This window comes from Afipia clevelandensis ATCC 49720, from assembly GCF_000336555.1.
GTDB classification, from domain to species: Bacteria; Pseudomonadota; Alphaproteobacteria; order Rhizobiales; family Xanthobacteraceae; genus Afipia; species Afipia clevelandensis.
Map to the genome: position 1 here is coordinate 1147162 of NZ_KB375281.1, position 18978 is coordinate 1166139.

19 protein-coding genes and 1 tRNA gene are annotated in these 18978 nt (G+C 62.0%); 12 read left to right on the forward strand and 8 right to left on the reverse strand.

The features are described from left to right. Positions 1 to 115: 115 nt before the first annotated feature. Positions 116 to 1282 carry an ABC transporter substrate-binding protein gene (locus HMPREF9696_RS05190; protein ID WP_002711907.1) on the reverse strand — a complete coding sequence of 389 codons (1167 nt, stop codon included), beginning with the start codon at positions 1280 to 1282 and terminating at the stop codon, positions 116 to 118. 192 nt (positions 1283 to 1474) lie between these two features. On the opposite strand from HMPREF9696_RS05190, the gene paaG reads away from it, so the two are divergent. From paaG to HMPREF9696_RS05230, 8 genes are read left to right on the forward strand one after another with little or no spacing between them, the layout of a single operon-like run. Beyond that, positions 1475 to 2266 (forward strand): 2-(1,2-epoxy-1,2-dihydrophenyl)acetyl-CoA isomerase PaaG, encoded by a 792-nt coding sequence (gene paaG / locus HMPREF9696_RS05195; protein ID WP_002711908.1) that lies wholly within the window; start codon positions 1475 to 1477, stop codon positions 2264 to 2266. Further along, entirely contained in the window at positions 2266 to 2733 is a 468-nt protein-coding gene (paaI, locus tag HMPREF9696_RS05200; protein WP_002711909.1) for a hydroxyphenylacetyl-CoA thioesterase PaaI, read from the forward strand. Before paaG ends, paaI begins: the two co-directional genes overlap by 1 nt. A 15-nt stretch (positions 2734 to 2748) precedes the next feature. After that, a complete protein-coding gene (paaK, locus tag HMPREF9696_RS05205; protein ID WP_002711910.1) occupies positions 2749 to 4086 on the forward strand; it encodes a phenylacetate--CoA ligase PaaK in 1338 nt (445 codons plus the stop codon). Between the two features lies 1 nt (position 4087). Beyond that, entirely contained in the window at positions 4088 to 4741 is a 654-nt protein-coding gene (locus HMPREF9696_RS05210) for a TetR/AcrR family transcriptional regulator (protein ID WP_002711911.1), read from the forward strand. 47 nt (positions 4742 to 4788) lie between these two features. After that, positions 4789 to 6822 carry a phenylacetic acid degradation bifunctional protein PaaZ gene (paaZ, locus tag HMPREF9696_RS05215; RefSeq protein WP_002711912.1) on the forward strand — a complete coding sequence of 678 codons (2034 nt, stop codon included), beginning with the start codon at positions 4789 to 4791 and terminating at the stop codon, positions 6820 to 6822. Between the two features lie 27 nt (positions 6823 to 6849). Then, a complete protein-coding gene (locus tag HMPREF9696_RS05220) occupies positions 6850 to 7155 on the forward strand; it encodes an EthD family reductase (protein ID WP_002711913.1) in 306 nt (101 codons plus the stop codon). Positions 7156 to 7170: 15 nt separating this feature from the next. Continuing rightward, entirely contained in the window at positions 7171 to 8439 is a 1269-nt protein-coding gene (locus HMPREF9696_RS05225; protein ID WP_002711914.1) for a cytochrome P450, read from the forward strand. Positions 8440 to 8462: 23 nt separating this feature from the next. Next, a complete protein-coding gene (locus HMPREF9696_RS05230; protein ID WP_002711915.1) occupies positions 8463 to 8885 on the forward strand; it encodes a PaaI family thioesterase in 423 nt (140 codons plus the stop codon). Here HMPREF9696_RS05230 and paaE read toward each other — a convergent pair whose 3' ends face one another. The 7 genes from paaE to HMPREF9696_RS21785 all read right to left on the reverse strand — a co-directional run bounded on the left by paaE (position 8886) and on the right by HMPREF9696_RS21785 (position 13976). Further along, positions 8886 to 9965 carry a 1,2-phenylacetyl-CoA epoxidase subunit PaaE gene (gene paaE / locus HMPREF9696_RS05235; RefSeq protein ID WP_002711916.1) on the reverse strand — a complete coding sequence of 360 codons (1080 nt, stop codon included), beginning with the start codon at positions 9963 to 9965 and terminating at the stop codon, positions 8886 to 8888. It lies immediately after the preceding gene. 10 nt (positions 9966 to 9975) lie between these two features. Further along, a complete protein-coding gene (paaD, locus tag HMPREF9696_RS05240) occupies positions 9976 to 10476 on the reverse strand; it encodes a 1,2-phenylacetyl-CoA epoxidase subunit PaaD (protein WP_002711917.1) in 501 nt (166 codons plus the stop codon). After that, positions 10470 to 11246, reverse strand: a complete 777-nt coding sequence (gene paaC / locus HMPREF9696_RS05245) for a 1,2-phenylacetyl-CoA epoxidase subunit PaaC (protein ID WP_174309449.1) — start codon at positions 11244 to 11246, stop codon at positions 10470 to 10472. Before paaC ends, paaD begins: the two co-directional genes overlap by 7 nt. 129 nt (positions 11247 to 11375) lie before the next feature. Beyond that, positions 11376 to 11663, reverse strand: a complete 288-nt coding sequence (gene paaB, locus HMPREF9696_RS05250; RefSeq protein ID WP_002711919.1) for a 1,2-phenylacetyl-CoA epoxidase subunit PaaB — start codon at positions 11661 to 11663, stop codon at positions 11376 to 11378. A gap of 10 nt (positions 11664 to 11673) precedes the next feature. Then, on the reverse strand, positions 11674 to 12669 hold the full coding sequence (gene paaA / locus HMPREF9696_RS05255) for a 1,2-phenylacetyl-CoA epoxidase subunit PaaA (RefSeq protein ID WP_002711920.1): 996 nt from the start codon (positions 12667 to 12669) through the stop codon (positions 11674 to 11676). A gap of 57 nt (positions 12670 to 12726) precedes the next feature. Further along, positions 12727 to 13620, reverse strand: coding sequence for a phenylacetic acid degradation operon negative regulatory protein PaaX (paaX, locus tag HMPREF9696_RS05260; protein WP_040301830.1), 894 nt, complete (start codon positions 13618 to 13620; stop codon positions 12727 to 12729). A 206-nt stretch (positions 13621 to 13826) separates the two neighbouring features. Next, positions 13827 to 13976, reverse strand: a complete 150-nt coding sequence (locus HMPREF9696_RS21785) for a hypothetical protein (RefSeq protein WP_002711922.1) — start codon at positions 13974 to 13976, stop codon at positions 13827 to 13829. A 386-nt stretch (positions 13977 to 14362) separates the two neighbouring features. Here HMPREF9696_RS21785 and HMPREF9696_RS05265 point away from each other — a divergent pair, with 386 nt between their 5' ends. From HMPREF9696_RS05265 to HMPREF9696_RS05280, 4 genes are all read left to right on the forward strand, one after another. Next, positions 14363 to 17212, forward strand: coding sequence for an autotransporter outer membrane beta-barrel domain-containing protein (locus HMPREF9696_RS05265; RefSeq protein ID WP_040301831.1), 2850 nt, complete (start codon positions 14363 to 14365; stop codon positions 17210 to 17212). Between the two features lie 145 nt (positions 17213 to 17357). Next, positions 17358 to 17432, forward strand: a tRNA-Glu gene (locus tag HMPREF9696_RS05270). Positions 17433 to 17545: 113 nt separating this feature from the next. Further along, the gene (locus tag HMPREF9696_RS05275; protein WP_002711924.1) at positions 17546 to 18322 is read left to right on the forward strand and encodes a cyclase family protein; all 777 of its coding nucleotides are present in this window, start codon (positions 17546 to 17548) and stop codon (positions 18320 to 18322) included. 82 nt (positions 18323 to 18404) lie between these two features. Further along, positions 18405 to 18977 carry an HdeD family acid-resistance protein gene (locus tag HMPREF9696_RS05280; RefSeq protein ID WP_002711925.1) on the forward strand — a complete coding sequence of 191 codons (573 nt, stop codon included), beginning with the start codon at positions 18405 to 18407 and terminating at the stop codon, positions 18975 to 18977. The last annotated feature ends 1 nt before the right edge of the window (position 18978 follow it).

The window sequence follows — 18978 nt, forward strand, 5'->3', positions numbered from 1 at the left end:
CCACGAATGCGATGGCAGCCCAGGGCTGCGGTCCCGGCAATATCAATTGTTCAAGCTGAGAAGCGACGCTTCCGGACGAAACCTGTCCGTCCGGAAGCATCCGATTGCGAGCGGCTTACGTGCCCGGCGCGACCAGCGTCCAGTCGCCGCCCTTGATCTGCAGCATCCGGAAGGCTGAGAGATCGAGACCGAGGTGATCGGTCGGCGACATGTTGACAATGCCGCCGGTGCCGACGAAGCCCTTGGTCTTCTCGATTTCGTCGCGAACCTTCTTCGGATCGGTCGAATTGGCGCGCTTCATGGCATCGACCAGGATCATCAGGCCGTCATAGGCATGGCCGCCGAAGGTCGAGACCGGGCTTTTCGCGGTGTCCTCGTAGGTCTTCTTGTAATCGACCACGACCTTCTTCTGCGGATCGCTGTCCGGCAGCTTGTCGCCGACAAGCAACGCCGCGGCAGGCAGGCGCACGCCTTCCGCCGCCGGACCCGCCAGTTCGATGAAGCTCTTCGAGGCCACGCCGTGGCTCTGGTAGAGCGGCGTCGCGGTCATGCCGAGCTGCGCGTAGTTGCGGGTGACGATCGCAGGTCCCTGCCCGAAGCCCGGATTGACGATCGCCTGCACGCCGGGCGTGTTCTTGATCTTGGTGAGCTGGCCGGTCATGTCACTGTCGCGCGGACCGTAGCTCTCCTCGGTCACGATCTTGATGCCGTAGTTCGGCGCGACCTTCGTGCACTGCGCCTTCATCGAGGCACCGAAGCCGTCGGTGCCCGAGATCATCGCAATGTTGGTGAGCTTGCGCTGCTTCAGGTTCTCGAAAATCTTTTCGCACGCCATCTTGTCGGTGTGCGGCGTCTTGAAGGTGTACTTGCGCACCGGGTCGATGATTTCGACCGCGCCGCCGAACGAAATGAACGGGATCTGTGCTTCCTCGAACACCGGGATCATCGCCATGGTGGTGCCCGTGGTCGAGCCGCCCGCCATCGCCACGACCTTGTCGTCCTCGATCAGGCGGGTGGCGAAGGTGCGCGCCTTGTTGGCGTCGCCGCCGTCGTCATAAATAACGAGTTCGATTTTCTTTCCGTTGACGCCGCCTGCTGCGTTGATCTTGTCAACATACATGCGCAGCGTCTTGTCCTCAGGTTCGCCGAGGAACGACGCGGGTCCGGTCACGGACAGGACAGAACCGATCTTGATGGTCTGCTGCGCAAGCGCGGAGCCGCTGAATGTCAGCGCCGCAACGCCGGCGGCCAGCATGAATCCCAATGCGGATGTGGATTTCACAGTTTCGTCCCTCCCTGATGATGGGCGCCTGTTGTTTTTGAAGGCTTGCCCGGTTCGTTTCCAACCACAGAGCGGAGATAGTTTCAAGTGCAACTATCGCCAACACTGATCAACAATATAATTGACCGGACGGTTGGTCAATAGTAACCTGCTTCCAACGGTCGCGACAAACAGACCGACAGGGAGAACGCTGTGGACAAGGATCTGGTCCTGACCGACATCCGTGATGGATATCGCGTCATCACGCTCAACAGGCCTGACAGTCTGAACTCGTTCAATCGCAGCGTCCATGCTGCGATGAACGCGGCATTGGATGCAGCGGAAGCCGACAGGACGTGCCGCGCGCTGATCCTCACCGGCGCGGGCCGCGGATTCTGTGCCGGGCAGGACTTGTCCGAGGTCGAGTTCGTTCCCGGCCAGAAGCCGGATCTCACGGTGACGCTGGAGAAGAACTATAATCCATTGATCCGCAGGATGCGGAAGATGCCGCTTCCCATCGTCTGCGCCGTGAACGGTGTGGCTGCGGGCGGCGGCGCCAACATCGCTTTTGCCTGCGACATCGTGCTCGCCGCACGCTCGGCGAAATTCATTCAAGCCTTCTCGAAAATCGCCCTCGTCCCCGATTGCGGCGGCACATGGTTTCTTCCGCGCCTGGCCGGAAGCGCGCGGGCGCGCGCTCTCGCGATGCTGGCCGAACCTGTCTCCGCCGAACAGGCCGAAGCCTGGGGCATGATCTGGAAGGTCGTGGACGATGCAGGCCTGATGGCCGAAGCCCATAGGCTTGCCGCGCATCTCGCCACCCAGCCGACCGGTGCCCTCGCCCTCACCAAGCAGGCGCTGGATGCCTCCGAGACCAACACACTGGATCAGCAACTCGATCTTGAGCGCGATCTTCAGGGTACGGCGGGCCGCGGGCCTGATTTTGCAGAAGGCGTCGCTGCCTTTCTCGAAAAACGCGCGCCGCGTTTTACGGGGGGCATGTAATGGACACGTCCTCCACAACCCGGCACGACCCGCAAGCCATCGCGCAGGCTTGCGCCGACAAGATGTGGCAGGACGATCGGGCCAGCAAGGGTCTCGGCATGAAGCTGCTCAGGATCGCGCCGGGCGAAGCGACGATCTCGATGGTCGTCCGCAAGGATATGACCAACGGTCACGGCATCTGCCATGGCGGTTTCATGTTCACCCTCGCCGATTCCACATTTGCCTTTGCGTGCAACACCTACGACCAGCGCACGGTCGCGCAGCAATGCGCGGTGACGTTTCTCGCAGCGGTCCCCGAAGGCGAAACGCTGACGGCTCATGCGGTGGAGCGCAATCGCGCCGGACGCGGAGGGATCTACGACGTCACCGTGCGCGACAGCAGCAACAAGGTGGTCGCTGAATTTCGCGGACACTCACGGACGATATCGGGTCGGTTGCTCGACGATAACCAGCGCGACAACAGTTAGGATTGGGAGAGACCCTTGCTTCAAATTCCGCTTCGCAAGCTCGACCGGCTGAAACCCGAACCGGCAGAACTCGACCGTTACGAGATCGCCTCCCGCGAGGATATCCGCGCGCTCCAGCGCGAGCGTCTCGCCTGGTCGCTGCGTCATGCCTACGACAATGTCCCGCATTATCGCGCGAAGTTCGACGCGGCGGGCGTTCACCCCGACCAGTTCAGGGATTTGCCTGATCTCGCGAAGTTTCCGTTCACGCTGAAGACCGATCTGCGCGACAACTATCCCTTCGGCATGTTTGCCGTCCCGGAATCGAAAGTTGCGCGTATTCACGCCTCCTCTGGCACGACCGGCAAGCCGACAGTGGTGGGCTACACCAAACGCGATATCGAGACATGGAGCGATGTGGTCGCCCGCTCGATCCGCGCCGCCGGCGGCCGTCCCGGCATGAAGGTTCATATCGCCTATGGCTACGGCCTGTTCACCGGCGGCCTCGGCGCGCATTACGGCGCGGAGCGGCTCGGCTGCACCGTGATTCCGATTTCCGGTGGCATGACCGAGCGTCAGGTTCAGCTCATCAATGATTTCAAGCCTGAAATCATCATGGTGACGCCGAGCTACATGCTGGCGATCCTCGATGAATTCAGGAAACAGGGCCTCGATCCGCGCAAGTCGTCGCTGCGCGTCGGCATTTTCGGCGCCGAGCCATGGACCAACGCCATGCGCGAGGAAATTGAAGACGCATTCGACATTCACGCCGTAGATATCTACGGCCTGTCCGAAGTGATGGGTCCCGGCGTCGCCAACGAATGCGTGGAAACCAAAGACGGCCTTCACATCTGGGAGGATCATTTCTATCCCGAGATCATCAATCCCGCGACCGGCGAAGTGCTGCCCGACGGCGAGAAAGGCGAGCTTGTCTTTACCTCGCTGACCAAGGAGGCGATGCCCGTCATCCGCTACCGGACCCGCGACCTGACCCGGCTGCTGCCGGGCACGGCGCGCTCCATGCGGCGGATGGAAAAGGTCACGGGGCGCTCGGACGACATGATGATCATCCGCGGCGTTAACGTGTTCCCCACCCAGATCGAGGAAAAGCTTCTCACCATCCACGATCTCTCCCTGCACTATCAGCTTGTGCTCACCCGCGACGGCCGCATGGACAACATGGAAATTCAGGTCGAGGCGCGGCCCGACGCCAGCTTTCCGGCACGGGAAGCCGCCACAAAGCAACTGGTGCAATCGGTGAAGGACACCATCGGCATCACGGCAATGGTCACCGTGCTCGATCCGGGCAGTATCGAGCGCTCGGTTGGCAAGGCCAAGCGCATCATCGACCGCCGCCCGAAGGAACAAATCTAACATGGCACGCAAGCGCGCCAACGATTACGACGACAAACGGCAGGCGATTCTCGATCGCTCGGCGGAGCTTTTCTCGGTATACGGTTTCGATCGCGCGTCGATGAACAAGATCGCCGAGGCTTGCGGCGTATCGAAGGCGAACCTTTATCATTACTACAAGGACAAGGAAGGGCTGCTGTTCGACGTTATCCGCTTCCATCTCAAGGAACTGCTGGACGTCGTCGAGGCTGCGGACAATCCGGACGCGCCGCCTGAAACGCGGCTGCACGATTTGATCGCGGCGCTGCTGGAGGCCTATCGCGACGCGGATTCCCAGCACAATGTGCAGATCAGCAGCATGCGCTTCCTGCCGAAAGAGCGGCAGGCGGAGCTGAAGGGGATGGAGCGCGAGCTTGTTGTCACCTTCTCGTCGGCGGTGGCTGGCGTCGCGCCGCATCTGAAGGACACCAAGATGCTGACGCCAGTGACGATGTCGCTGTTCGGCATGGTGAACTGGCACTACCTCTGGTTCAAAAGCAACGGCTCGGTCTCGCGCGCTGAATATGCCGATCTCGTCACCCGGCTGATTTCCGACGGCGCGCGCAGCGTACTCAAGCCGTCTGCGAAAGCCTCGCCACCTGCCAGAACCTCGAAACGAACCGCCCCGGCTGAATAGGCTGATTGTCCACCCGGTGCTGCCGCACCCAACATCAAAGTGGTCCCATGAAACTCGACAGCTATGTCAACGGACAATGGACCGCACCGAGCGGTGATTTCACCGAGGTGCGCAGCGCGGTGACCGGCAATGTTGTCGCTGAGGCCATGACCGGCGGGCTGGATATGCGGGGCATTCTCGCCTTTGCGCGCGACACCGGCGGCAAGAATCTGCGGCGGCTGACCTTTCATCAGCGCGCGGACATGCTGAAAAAGCTGGCGCAGTATCTGACCGAGCGGAAGGACCAGCTTTACAAGCTGTCATTCCAGACCGGCGCGACGCGCACCGACAATCTGATCGACGTGGACGGCGGCATCGGCACGCTGTTCGTCTATGCTGGCAAGGGACGCCGCGAACTGCCGAACTCAACCTTTCTGCTGAACGGCGCGGTCGAGCCGATGGGCAAAGCGGGCACCTTTGCGGGACAACACATCATTACGTCGCTGCAAGGCGTCGCGGTTCACATTAACGCCTTCAATTTCCCGTGCTGGGGCCTGCTGGAAAAGCTGGCGCCCGCCCTGCTCGCCGGCGTGCCGGTGGTCTCCAAGCCAGCAACGGTGACCTCCTACGTGGCCCATGCGCTCGCACGCATGATCGCCGAGTCCGGGATTCTTCCGGAAGGCGCATTCCAGTTCATTGTCGGTTCGACCGGCGATTTGTTCGATCATCTCACCTGCCAGGATGTCGTATCCTTCACCGGCTCGGCCGATACGTCCGAGAAGCTGCAGCGGCACCCGGTGATCGCGCGTGACGCGGTGCGCTTCGTCGCCGAAAGAGATTCGCTCAATGCCGCAATCCTTGCACCGGATTCCGGTCCCGGCACGCCGGAGTTTGATCTCTTCATCAAGGAAGTCGCCAAGGAGATGACGGTCAAGGCCGGACAGAAATGCACCGCGATCCGGCGCGTGCTGGCGCCCTCCGCGTTCGTCGCGCCTGTGATCGAGGCGCTGCGCGAGCGGCTGGACAAGGTGGTGATCGGAAACCCCGAACAGGACAATGTGCGGATGGGTCCGGTTGTCGGCCTCGAGCAGCGGCGCGATGTCCTCAATCACGTCAAGGCATTGCGGACCGAGGCGCAGCTTGTCGCTGGCGATCCCGACAACTTCGATGTTCAGGGCGCGGATGTGGTTCGCGGCGCGTTCGTGCCGCCGATCCTCCTGCATTGTGCAAATCCTGCTCAGGCCACCAAGGTGCATTCCATCGAGGCGTTCGGCCCGGTCAGCACCGTGATGGGCTACAACGATCTCGACGAAGCGGTGACGCTGACCAATCGCGGCGGCGGCAGCCTTGTGGCTTCGGTCTATACGCATGACCCGAAGGTGGCCTCCGACCTCGTATTCGGCATCAGCAGTTTCCATGGGCGGCTCGTGATGATCGACCGCGACTGCGCCAAGGAACAGACCGGCCATGGCTCGCCAATGCCGCAGATGGTCCACGGCGGCCCCGGCCGCGCAGGCGGCGGCGAGGAACTCGGCGGCGTGCGCAGCGTGCACCACTACATGCAGCGCACCGCGGTTCAGGGTTCACCGCGTATGCTGACCGGCGTGACCGGAAGCTGGACCAAAAACGCGCCCATCGTCGAGAAGGACCGGCATCCGTTCCGGTTTCATTTCGAGGATCTCGATGTCGGGCAGACCTTCTACTCGAAAGAGCGCACGATCACGCTGGAAGACATCGAGCATTTTGCCCGTTTTACCGGCGATACGTTCTACGCACACATGGACGAGGAAGCGACCAAGGGCCATCCGTTCTTCCCCGGCCGCGTGGCGCACGGTTATCTGCTGCTGTCATTCGCGGCGGGGCTGTTTGTCGATCCCGATCCGGGTCCAGTGCTGGCGAATTACGGCCTCGACTCGCTGCGCTTCATCAAACCGATCCAGCCGGGCGAAACCATCAAGGTGCGCCTCACTGCGAAGGACAAGTCACCGCGCAACAAGCAATATGGTGAAGTGCGCTGGGATGTCGAGATCCTGACCGACAAGGACGAGTCGGCTGCGACCTACGAACTTCTCACCATGAATGCCGTCCGGCCGGTGGCCTGACCAACAACACCATTGAGGGAGAAACCCATGATCCTTGTCACCGTGATGTATCCAGCCGGCGAAGCCTTCGACACGGACTACTATCTGAAAACACACATGCCGCTGGTGAGGGACCGCTGGGGCCCGCACGGGCTGAAGAGCGCGCAGGCGATCAAGGGCGTGGTAAAGCCCGATGGCAGCGCTCCCGACTATCAAATGATTGCGCTGATCACATTCGGCTCGATGGATGATTTCAAGGCCGCCGGAAAGGCGCACGGCAAGGAAATCTTTTCCGATATTCCGAACTTCACCAAGGCGCAGGCCGTGGTGCAGATCAACGACGTCGTGTCCTGAACAGCAGGCCCCCGCGTGTCGGCAACGACGCATACGGATCCTCAAGGCGCGCCTCGTCCGGCTTCGGACGAGGACGCCGCAATTGCGCGTGCGTTCTCGCTGAAAGACCTGTCCGACGCGTTCTATGACGATCCCTACCCGACCTATCGCGCTCTGCAATCGGCCGACCCAATCCATCACATGCCGGACGGATCACTGTTCCTGACCCGGCACCGCGATCTCGAAGCCATTTACAAGGATACGGTGCGGTTCAGCTCCGACAAGAAGGTCGAGTTCGGGCCGAAGTACGGCACGGACTCCCTGCTGTTCCAGCATCACACCACAAGCCTGGTCTTCAACGATCCGCCGCTGCACACCCGCGTTCGGCGGCTGATTGCAGGCGCGCTCAATCCCCGCGCCATTTCAGAAATGGAGCCGGGGCTGATCGCGCTTGTGGACCGCCTGCTGGATGACATGGAGGCTCGCGGGAACGCCGACCTGATCGAGGATTTCGCGTCGGCGATTCCCGTCGAAGTCATCGGCAATCTGCTGGCTGTGCCGCACGAGGATCGCGGGCCGCTGCGCGGCTGGTCGCTCGCGATCCTCGGTGCACTCGAACCGTTTTTGACAGAAGAGGTACAGGCGCGTGGTGAACGCGCCGTCGGCGAATTCCTCGACTACCTTCGTCGCTTGGTTGCTGACCGGCGCGCGCGTCCCGGCAATGCGGACCACGACGTCCTGACCCGGCTTATTCAGGGTGAAGCCAACGGCGAGCGACTTAGCGAAGTCGAGCTTCTTCAGAACTGCATTTTCATCCTGAATGCAGGCCATGAGACCACCACCAACCTGATCGGCAACGGCCTCGAACTGCTGCTGAGGTTTTCGGACCAGCGACAGCTTCTGATCGACGATCCCGCCCTGATCAAAAGCGCGATCGAGGAATTCCTCCGTTTTGAAAGTTCAAACCAGCTCGGCAATCGCCGCGTGGTTCAGGAGACCGAACTCGGCGGCGTGGCAATCCCGGAAGGCGCGCTGATCACGCTCTGCATCGGCGCAGCCAACCGCGATCCGGACGTGTTTGTCGAACCGGACCATCTCGACATTGCCCGTGCGCCGAACCGCCATCTTGCCTTCGCGTCCGGCGCACATGCCTGTGTCGGGCTCACGCTCGCCCGCCTTGAAGGCCGCATCGCCATCGGGCGGTTTCTTGCCCGCTTCCCGAACTACGCCGGGAGCGGCCCCGCGCATCGCGCACGGCGCGTGCGTTTTCGCGGCTTTACGACGCTTCCCGTTAGACTCACCTGAATCCTCAAGCCCTGGAATGCATCATGTCTTTCGACAAGTCCGCCGCCGACACCCTGCTCACATCGGTATTCGCCAAGTGCGTGCAGGACCTCGGTCTCTCCGTTGAGAGCGTCAACAAGGATAGCGCTGTGCTGCGCATGCGGTTTTCGGAGAACCTTTGCCGCGACAACGGCGTTGTGTGCGGTCAGGCGCTGATGAGTCTCGCCGATACGGCGATGGTGTTCGCCATCAGCGCCGCTGCGGGCGAATACTTCCCGATGACCACGGTGGACCAGACCATCCACTTCCTGCGCCCGGCGATGCGCGCGGACGTTATCGCCGAAGCGCGTGTCGTGCGGCTCGGCAAGACCATGGCCTATGGCAGCATCACGCTGCGGACCGACGGCGACGAGCGGCCCGTCGCCATGGCGCAGACGGCTTATGCGCTGCTCCGCGATGGTAAGTAACTACATCTGATCGTAGTCGACCACGACGCGCGACGAGACCGGATGGGCCTGGCAGGTGAGCACGAAGCCGGCCTCGAGCTCCCATGGCTCCAGCGAATAGTTCACGTCCATGGTCACGTCACCCTCGACGATCCTGGCGCGGCATGTCGAACACATGCCGCCCTTGCAGGCGTAAGGCAGGTCCATGCCGGCGCGCAGCGCCGCATCGAGAATAACCTCGCCCTCCGCGATCGGGACATCCTTGCGCTTGCCGTCCACGATCAATGATGCGACGGCTTTCGGCGGCGCTTCCGGCGCGACCTGAACCTTCGGGCGCGGCTTGCCACCGAATTCCGAGACGAAGCGTTCGACATGAACGCGGTCGGCGGGAATGCCCATGTCGATGCAGGTTTTCTCGATCTCCTCGCTCATGGCGACGGGCCCGCAGACAAACACATGATCGACCGCGGCGGCAGGCACCATCGCGCGCAGCAGCACCTCGACCTTGTCGCGGTCGAGACGGCCATAAAGGATCGGCAAGTCCTGCTCTTCCTGCGACAGCACATGAAACACCGAGAGGCGGCCCATGAAGCGGTCTTTCAGTTCTTCCAGAGCTTCGCGGAACAGAATGCCGTTGGTGGCGCGGTTGCCATAGAACAGGAAGAAGCGGCTGTTCGGCTCGCGCGCCAGAATTCCGCGCACAATCGACATGATCGGCGTGATTCCGGAGCCAGCCGCGAAGCCGACGTGAATGCGCGCTTGATCAGGTGCATGTGCGACACCGAAACGGCCGGTCGGCGTCATGACATCGAGTTCGTCGCCGGCCTTCAGTTCTTCCAGCGCCCAACTTGAGAACGCGCCGCCATCGACCTTCTTCACTGCGATGCGCAGTTCGTGATCGTCGGGGCTGGAGCATATCGAATAGGAGCGCCGCACCTCTTCGCCGTCCATGGTGGTGCGCAGCGTCAGATACTGGCCCGGCGCAAAAGCGTAGTCCTTCGTCAGTTCGCCGGGAATGGCGAATGTCATCGACACCGCATCGGCGGTCTCGCGCTTGAGGTCGGCGACCGCCAGACGATGAAATTTCGGAACGTGCGACATGGCTTTAGCCCTAATGGCATTTAAAGTAATCGAACGGCTCGCGGCAGGTCTTGCAGCGCCAGAGCGCCTTGCACGATGTCGAGCCGAACTCGGACAACACTTCGGTATCCACCGAACCGCATTGCGGGCACGCGACCTGCTGTTCGCCGAACAGCGCACGGCGGCCGCCTCCGGCCTGCGGCGGGGCGATGCCATACGCTTTCAGCTTCTGGCGGCCCTGCTCGCTCATCCAGTCCGTGGTCCAGGCCGGTGAAAGAACGGTGCGGATTTTCGGATTGCGGATGCCCTCGCGCGCCAGTGCCAGTTCGATCTCCAGCGCGATCATATTCATGGCGGGGCAGCCGGAATAGGTCGGTGTGATCGCCACCTCGACTCCGTCATCCGTCACCGTCACATCACGCAGCACGCCGAGATCGGCGATGGTCAGAACCGGGATTTCCGGATCGACCACCTGCGCCGCCGCATTCCATGCGGTCTGGCGAAGATCGTGGCTGGTGCTGGCGGTTACCATGTCGCGTTCGGGAAGGTTCGCTGCATCGACTGCAGTTCGCTGAGGAGATGACCGAGATGTTCGGTATGATTCCCGATGCGGCCGCCCTTCTGCATCCAGTCGCTCGCCGGACGCTTCAGCGTCGCCACGCCGAGGACATTGGAGACGGTGTCCATCCAGACGCCGCGCAATGTTTCCGGATCGACCGCGATCCCGGACGAGATCAATTCCGCATCGCTCTGGTCGGCATGGAACAATTCGCCGGTGAAAGCCCATAGGTCGTCGATGGCGGTCTGCGCGCGGCGATGGCTCTCCGCCGTACCGTCGCCGAGGCGGATCATCCATTCCGAGGTGTGGCGCAGGTGATAGGCGCTTTCCTTCTCCGACTTGGCGGCAATCGCCGCCAGCGTCGCGTCCTTCGAGTTCATCATCACGCGCCAGTACGGATCGGCGAATGCCGAATAGAAAAACTGCCGCACGATGGTGCGGGCAAAATCGCCGTTCGGCTGCTCGACCAGCAGCAGATTGCGATATTGGCGCACATCACGGAGATAAGCGAGCTTGTCTTCGTCGTGGCCCGCCCCTTCGACCTGGCCCGCGTAGGTGTAGAGTTCTCGCGCCTGCCCGATCAGGTCGAGGCCCATATTGGCCAGCGCCATGTCCTCTTCCAGCATCGGCGCATGGCCGCACCATTCCGACACACGATGGCCGAGGATCAGCGCATCGTCCGCGCGGCGCAGCGCGTAGAGCACCAGCGGGCTTTCGGTGACGGTGATGGAAGACGTTGCCATGTTCATTACCCGTTGATGTCATTCCGGGATGCGCCTCTTGGCGCAGACCCGGAATCCATCTGTCAAAATGGTTATGGATTCCGGGTTCGCTCGTTTCACTCGCGCCCCGGAATGACGAGTAAGTGCAAATCACATATGACCGACTTCGTCCGGCACGTCGTAAAACGTCGGATGCCGGTAGATCTTCGACATCGCCGGCTCGAACATCATGCCCTTTTCCGACGGGTCGGACGCGACGATCGCGTTCGACGGCACGACCCAGATCGACAGCCCCTCGCCGCGCCGCGTGTAAATATCGCGTGCCGCCTGAAGCGCCAGCGTCGCATCGGCGGCGTGCAGCGAGCCGACATGCTTGTGCGCAAGGCCGTTGCGGCTACGGATGAAAACCTCCCAAAGCTGGGTATTCTGCGTCGTCATCATCGCCTCCTCAGGCCGCTGCCGCAGCGGTGCTGCGCGCGTGCTGTTTCGCGGCATAGGCTGCCGCCGCTTCACGGACCCACGCGCCTTCGTCGTGCGCCTTGCGCCGCGTGGCCATGCGATCGCGGTTGCACGGGCCATTGCCCGCGAGCACCTGCTTGAATTCGTCCCAATCGATTGGACCGTATTCCCAGTGCTTTGTCTCCTCATTGAACTTGAGGTCGGCATCGGGAATGGTGAGTCCGAGGTAGTGGGCCTGCGGCACAGTGGCGTCGATGAACTTCTGGCGCAGGTCGTCGTTCGAGAAGCGCTTGATCTTCCATGCCGTCGATTGGTCGCTGTGCTGGCTCTGGCTGTCCGGCGGACCGAACATCATCAGGCACGGCCACCACCAGCGGTTCAGCGCGTCCTGCGCCATTGCTTTCTGCTCATCGGTGCCGCGCGACAGTGTGAGCATGATTTCGTAGCCCTGACGCTGATGGAACGACTCCTCCTTGCAGACGCGGATCATCGCGCGCGCATAGGGACCATAGGAGCAGCGGCACAGCGGGATTTGGTTCATGATCGCCGCACCGTCCACCAGCCAGCCGATGGCGCCGATGTCGGCCCAGGTGGGCGTCGGATAATTGAAGATCGACGAATACTTCGCCTTGCCCGAGAGCATCGCGTCGTAGAGTTCTTCACGCGAGGAGCCGAGGGTTTCGGCCGCAGCGTACAGATACAGGCCGTGGCCGCATTCGTCCTGCACCTTGGCGAGCAGCGCGGCTTTGCGGCGCAGGGTCGGCGCGCGGGTGATCCAGTTGCCTTCCGGCAGCATACCGACGATTTCGGAGTGAGCGTGCTGGGAAATCTGCCGTGTCAGCGTCTTGCGATAGGCCGCCGGCATCCAGTCATTGGCTTCAATGCGGTCGTCGGCATCAATCCGCGCCTGAAAGTGAGCGGCGCGTTGCGCATCCTCGACGTGGATGACTTCGGCTTCGGATATGTTGAGCGCTTGGGTGTACATCGCCGCTTCCTCCCGGGAGACGGCAATCAATATATAACAAGAATACTTCCAAGCAAGTTATTTTTGTAACATATTGCGCTGCACGTCGGAGAACCGCCGGCCGAGTTCCGGCCCCGGCGGACGCAGGGAACCCGACGCGCTTTCGCCATGTGCGTCCAGCCAGGATTCAGATGCCGGCAGAAGTGCTTGGTAGAGATTAGCGCAAAATTTCCGCGCCTCCAATGCGGGCCAGGCGGGCGGCAAAAGCGCCGATGGCAGCAGCGGATCGCGCAGGATGACCCGCCGGTAATGATGGATCAGAAGTATCCGCGCGAGGATGGCGTCCGCAGGCGTGATATCTTTGGCCGCGCTGGCCCACGCCTCCAGCGGCGCGAAGGTTTTCATGAACTCGCGATAGGACTCGGCGGTCCGTTCCAGCGACCAGCTTGCCTCGACCAATCGCCGCCCCGTGGCATCGTCCGCCGAAACTTCCAGCCGGATCGCGCCTTTGGCGACGGATGGCGTCGGGACACTGGACGGTGCCACCCATACGCCGGGCATCGGGCTGCCAAAACCCGCCTCCGATAATGCCGCCCGCGAGGCGTCGCGATCCGCGCCGTTTCCGATCAGCAGAAGTTCAAACCGCCCTGCCCAGTCCGATGGATGCGGATTGTAGACATGCTCGACAGCGGCCTCGAAGCGCTCGCGGCCCTGTTTGGCGAGTTTGTAGAAACTCTTGCGGCCCGCTTTGTCGCGATCAAGCCAACCATCGGCGGCAAGGCGAGACACGGCGGTGCGGACCACACCACCATCGGTCCCCAGCATGTCGAGGAACTGCAGCAGCGTTCCGAGCCAGACCGATCCGCCGCGCGGCAGGATCGCGTCGCCATAGAAGGTGATGATGAGAGAGCCGGTACGCGAGGGCTCGCGCTTGAAACGGCTGACAATACGAGAGAGCGGATGGGGACTCATGGCCCGCAGCATAGTGCATTCAGACCCGGCGGCGAGCCCCGGATGCGAACGTCACCTAGCCCGGCTCAAAAGAACCTATCCAAAGCGCCTTATGGAGCGATTCGGACTTTACCCATCAACAACTTCAACCAGAACATGAAGCCGCAAACAGCATCCTGCGGCCCGCGCGGGCGGGCCGATTCTTCCGGGATCCAACCAACCGCCGGTCAGATGTTGAGCTGCCAGACCAGCAGAACGACGCCCAGCGCCGCCGAGCAGCTCAACGCCCAGCCAGCAACGTAGGCAGCCTCCTCAAGGCCGGGCGTGCCGATATGGTCGTCGGGACTTACGTGAATGTGTTGCAGGCGATCAGCCATCGCAGCCTCCAATGACGCCTCCCTGAGGCGATAACGGCGGGATGTGGCCGCAAGTTCCGGCCCTTTGGAAAAATCCGTCGGTCGCCGACGTCCCACCCCTGCAAGACAGACGAAATCGGCGGTAACTCTTCACTCCCAAAGGCTTTTCCACATCCATGGCGAGACCGAACTCAGGTGCGTTTCTGACCGCGCCTGCCTTAAACGCCTGCTCTATCCATGCTGGTTCACGATCCGGCGATTCCGAGCCGGGCCGTACCGGGCGAAGGGGTTCAGGAATGGCGGGGCACACGGCCGAAAGACCGTGGCCACAGTGCGAGGCGGCTAAACGACACAAGCAGGAGCGCCGCGAAAGGACCGTCCTGCCGCGCACGCTGGCGGTTGCATTGTTGACCCTGAGCCTCACCGGCGGGGTTTCATCGCTCAGGGCAGCCGACATTTCGGTCACCAGCGGCACCACGGTCGTCAACTCCGCCGCCGATCTCGGCGGCAATGACGTCATCGTGGATAACAGCGGCAATCTCGGCGCGACTCTTCAAGTCAACAGCGCTGCGACCTTGAGCAACGGGATCACACTCAATAACGGCGGCACCCTCGACAATTCCGGCATCATCAGCCGTGGCGTCACCGGCGACGTCGGCAATGTCATCAACCAGACCGGCGGCGCGATCACGTCGACCGGCGATAACGGCATCTATTTTTCGCTCGGCGGTATCGTCACCAACAAGGCAGGCGCAACGATTTCCGGCATCAACGGGATTTACAGCGACTGGCCCTCGTCACAGACAGGTACTGTAACGAATTCCGGGATCATCACCGGCACCACCGACAACGGAATTGATCTCGAAAACGGCGGCACGGTTACTAACCAGGCCGGCGGCAAAATATCGGGCGCAGCAAACGGCGTGCTCCTGTGGGGTGGCACCATCACGAACACGGGCATCGGGAGCCAGATCAGCGGCACCGCCAATGGCGGCGTCAACCTCGCCGACGTGAGTACACTGATCAACACCAACGGCGCTAGGATCACTGGCGTTGACGGCGTCGATGCCTTTTCCGGCAGCAGCGTGACCAACAGCAATGGCGCGACGATCTTCGGCACCCAATCGGGCGTCTACACCGCCGCCGGCGAGAGTACCGTCATCAATACTGGGAATGGCAGCAGCATCACCGGCGGCTGGGTTGGTGCTTATCTGAATGACGGCGGCACGCTGCGCAACGAAAACGGTGCCGTGACCGCTTCCACGGGCACCATTGGCGGCGGCGCAGCCGTCTATCTTTACAGTGGCGGCACGGTGATCAACGGAGCCGGATCGAACATCACCGGCAACAGTTCGGCTGGCATTTACGGCATCTACGGTTCAGGCAACTCCAGCACCATCAGCAATGCCGGCACGATTACCGGCGACGTGCGCCTGAGCGACTATTTTTCCAACACGGTCACGCTTTTCACGGGCGGCAGGATCAACGGCGATCTCTACATCAATGGGGATTCCGGCTCGAAGCTCACGCTCGACGGCAGCGGCCGGCAAATCTATTCGGAGGCCGTCGCCGGTCTGACCATATTTGTTGGCGGTGTCCTGACCAAGCAGGGCAGCGGAACATGGGTTATCGACAAGGACGTGAACATCTTCACGCCCTCGATCTCGCCCGGAAGCACAATCATCAAAGCCGGCACGCTTGAGGTGGACGCAACGCTGCCCGGGACCGTCACCGTCCAGGGCGGCGGCACGCTGGCCGGAACCGGCAAGGTGCGTGCGACCACGGTGCAGTCAGGTGGAACGGTTGCCCCGGGCCGCGATGGCATCGGCACGCTCAACGTCAACGGCAATTTCATTCAACAGGCCGGATCGGTTTACAGCGTGGAGGCGAATCCGGCCTCCGTCGCATCCGACCGGATTGCGGTCACGGGCGCCGTCACCCTGTCCGGTGGCGCAACACTCAGCATCGCAAAGACAAGCGCCGTCCCCTATCTGGTCGGCACCCGGTACACGGTTCTCACAGCCACCGGCAACATCACCGGCACTTACACGTTGACCGGCAATCCGTCGGCGTTTCTCGGTCTGACCGCCAGCTACAACACCCACAACGTCTACCTTGATGTGGTGCAGTCGCGCACGCTTGCACAGGCAGGCGCGACGCGGACGCAATTCGCCATTGCGAATTCCCTCCAGGCTTTGCCCGCCAGCAATCCACTGTTCACAGCAATCGTGAATCTTCCAACCGATGCCGCAGCCCGCAGCGCGTTCGATCAGCTCTCCGGCGAACTGCATGGGTCAATAGCGGGAGCGATGCTCGAGGACAGCCGTTTCGTCCGCAATGCCGCACTGGGGCGGCTGGCGGACACGAACTGCGGTACCCCCGCAACTGTCCTCGGGCGCAACAAGGAAAACGAAAGCCCGACCGCAACAATGTCCTGCACGAGGGCCGGTGAGCGGATCACCATCTGGGGCAGCGCGTTCGGATCGTGGGGACGCAACAGCAATGCGCCGCTCGATCGCACCGTCGGCGGCTTCTTTGCCGGCGCGGATATGCCCGTGCGCGACACGTGGCATCTCGGCGTGCTGACCGGCTACAGCCAGACACGCATCAATACAGCTTCAGGCACAGGGACGAGTGACAACACCAATCTCGGCGTCTATGGCGGCACCGAGTTCGGCAGGCTCGCCGTGCGGCTCGGCGGCGTGCACACATGGCACGACATCAGCACCAGCCGCGCTATCGCCTTTACCGGCTACTCCGACCGGTTGATCGCGGACTACGGCGCGGCGACCGCCCAGGTCTTCGGCGAACTCGGATACCGGATAGCTGTCGGCGGCGCGACCATCGAGCCGTTCGCCAACCTTGCTTATGTGAATGTCAGAAACGGCGGATTCGCGGAGGCCGGTGGCCCCGGCGCGCTCGTGGGACATGCCGGCGACAACAGCGTAACCTTCAGCACGCTCGGTGTTCACACCTCGGCGGATTTCACGCTCGGCGGCGTTCGCATGTTCGCCCGGGAGACGTTTGGCTGGCGGCATGCGTTCGGTGATGTGACACCGGTGTCCGCCGTGTCCATCGCCGGTGGAAGCGCGTTCGGCGTGAATGGAGTTCCGGTTCAGCAGGACGCCGCTGTGCTCGACGTCAGTCTGGGGATGAGACTGGCGGGACATGTCACGCTCGCCGCTTCCTATGTGGGGCAATTCGCCTCCCAAGCTGTCGATCAGGGCGCGAAAGCCCATCTGAATATCAAATTCTGAGAAAGCTCCCGAACATCCGGCTGGCGGCTTGCCGCAGTGGCGAAACGTCATTATACGTTCCCCCGCGTCGGCCAAATCACCCCTGCGGGGCTGTGGGCCGGAGCCGCCAAAACCGATACTAAGCTATTGATTTTGCGCGATTAATGCTCCCTTCGTCTATCGGTTAGGACGCCACCCTTTCACGGTGGAGAGAGCGGTTCGATTCCGCTAGGGAGCGCCACCCATTCCCGCTGGCCCATCTCCGCTCAACGTATTGAGCGATCCCGACATTCTCATGCACACTCCCTGGACCTGCCGCCCGCAGTGGGCAGCCAGGACGCCGGAGCGCCATGCATGACCCGCAAGCTGATCGACATATCCGTCCCCCTTCAGAACGACGTGCCGGCGGACCCTCCGGGCGGACATCCGACAATCCAGTACATCGACCATCAGCAGGGCTTGCCGCGCATGCTGCAGTTCTTCGACGGGCTGAAGAAGGAGGATCTGCCGGACGGCCAGGGCTGGGCCGTCGAACAGGTCAACCTCTCCACCCATAACGGCACGCATCTCGACGCGCCCTACCATTTTCACCCGACCATGAATCGCGGCGAGCGCTCATGGACCATCGACGAGGTCCCGCTGGAATGGTGTCTGCAGCCCGGCGTGAAACTCGACTTCCGTCATTTCCCCGACGGCTATGTCGCAACCGCCGCCGATGTCGAAGCCGAACTCAAGCGTATCGGACATACGCTCAAGCCGCTCGAGATCGTGGTCGTGAACACCAGCGCCGGTATGAAGTACGGCCAGCCGGATTACGTCATCTCCGGCTGCGGTATGGGATATGAAGCGACAATGTACCTGCTGGAGCGCGGTGTTCGCCTCACCGGCATCGACGGCTGGAGCTGGGACGCGCCGTTTGTCTACACAGCGAAGAAATACGCCGAGACCAAGGATGCCAGCCTGATCTGGGAAGGCCACAAGGCGGGCCGCCACATCGGCTATTGTCACATCGAGAAGCTGCACAATTTAGAACAATTGCCGTCAACCGGTTTTATGGTGTCCTGCTTCCCGGTGAAGATCGAACGCGCCTCAGCCGGCTGGACGCGGGCTGTCGCAATTCTGGATAACTAGCCGCGATATTGAACTTAACAAAAGCGGCGGCAGAGGACTAAGCTGCCCTGCCGGCCCGCCGGATCAGAAACAGGAGAGCACGATGACGATGCCTCAGGATGTCGCCCAGCTTCAGACCCGGATGAAAGAAGCCGTCAAGGCGAACTGGAAGGCCTTTCTGATCGAAGGCATCGTGCTGGTGATCCTCGGCATGGCGGCCATTGCGATTCCGCTGCTGGCCAGCATCGCGGTGACGATCTTCCTCGGCTGGCTGTTCCTGATCAGCGGCGCTGTGGGACTTTATCTGACTTTCACCACACGCGACCTGCCCGGCTTCTGGTGGTCGCTGCTCTCGGCGGTGCTTGCACTCGGTGCAGGTCTCATTCTGCTGCTTCAACCAGTCGCCGGAACGCTCACGCTCACGCTTGTGGTCAGCGCCTATTTCATCGCCGAAGGCATTACCACCATCATGTTCGCCCTCGCCCACCGCAAGGAACTGTCCGGGCGCTGGGGTTGGCTGCTGGTGTCGGGTCTGGTCGATCTGATTGTCGCGGCGCTGATCATTGCCGGATTGCCGGGCTCCGCTGCATGGGCGATCGGATTGCTGGTCGGCATCAATCTCGTGTTCGGCGGCACCTCCCTGATCGGAATGGCGCTCGCCGCACGAAATGCGTGAA

Coding starts and splice junctions, on each gene's coding strand:
- paaI (WP_002711909.1), top strand. CDS start 2,266: ATGGACACGTCCTCCACAACCCGGCACGACCCGCAAGCCATCGCGCAG.
- HMPREF9696_RS05210 (WP_002711911.1), top strand. CDS start 4,088: ATGGCACGCAAGCGCGCCAACGATTACGACGACAAACGGCAGGCGATT.
- paaZ (WP_002711912.1), top strand. CDS start 4,789: ATGAAACTCGACAGCTATGTCAACGGACAATGGACCGCACCGAGCGGT.
- HMPREF9696_RS05220 (WP_002711913.1), top strand. CDS start 6,850: ATGATCCTTGTCACCGTGATGTATCCAGCCGGCGAAGCCTTCGACACG.
- HMPREF9696_RS05230 (WP_002711915.1), top strand. CDS start 8,463: ATGTCTTTCGACAAGTCCGCCGCCGACACCCTGCTCACATCGGTATTC.
- paaE (WP_002711916.1), bottom strand. CDS start 9,965: ATGTCGCACGTTCCGAAATTTCATCGTCTGGCGGTCGCCGACCTCAAG.
- paaD (WP_002711917.1), bottom strand. CDS start 10,476: ATGGTAACCGCCAGCACCAGCCACGATCTTCGCCAGACCGCATGGAAT.
- paaC (WP_174309449.1), bottom strand. CDS start 11,246: ATGGCAACGTCTTCCATCACCGTCACCGAAAGCCCGCTGGTGCTCTAC.
- paaB (WP_002711919.1), bottom strand. CDS start 11,663: ATGACGACGCAGAATACCCAGCTTTGGGAGGTTTTCATCCGTAGCCGC.
- paaA (WP_002711920.1), bottom strand. CDS start 12,669: ATGTACACCCAAGCGCTCAACATATCCGAAGCCGAAGTCATCCACGTC.
- paaX (WP_040301830.1), bottom strand. CDS start 13,620: ATGAGTCCCCATCCGCTCTCTCGTATTGTCAGCCGTTTCAAGCGCGAG.
- HMPREF9696_RS21785 (WP_002711922.1), bottom strand. CDS start 13,976: ATGGCTGATCGCCTGCAACACATTCACGTAAGTCCCGACGACCATATC.
- HMPREF9696_RS05275 (WP_002711924.1), top strand. CDS start 17,546: ATGACCCGCAAGCTGATCGACATATCCGTCCCCCTTCAGAACGACGTG.
- HMPREF9696_RS05280 (WP_002711925.1), top strand. CDS start 18,405: ATGACGATGCCTCAGGATGTCGCCCAGCTTCAGACCCGGATGAAAGAA.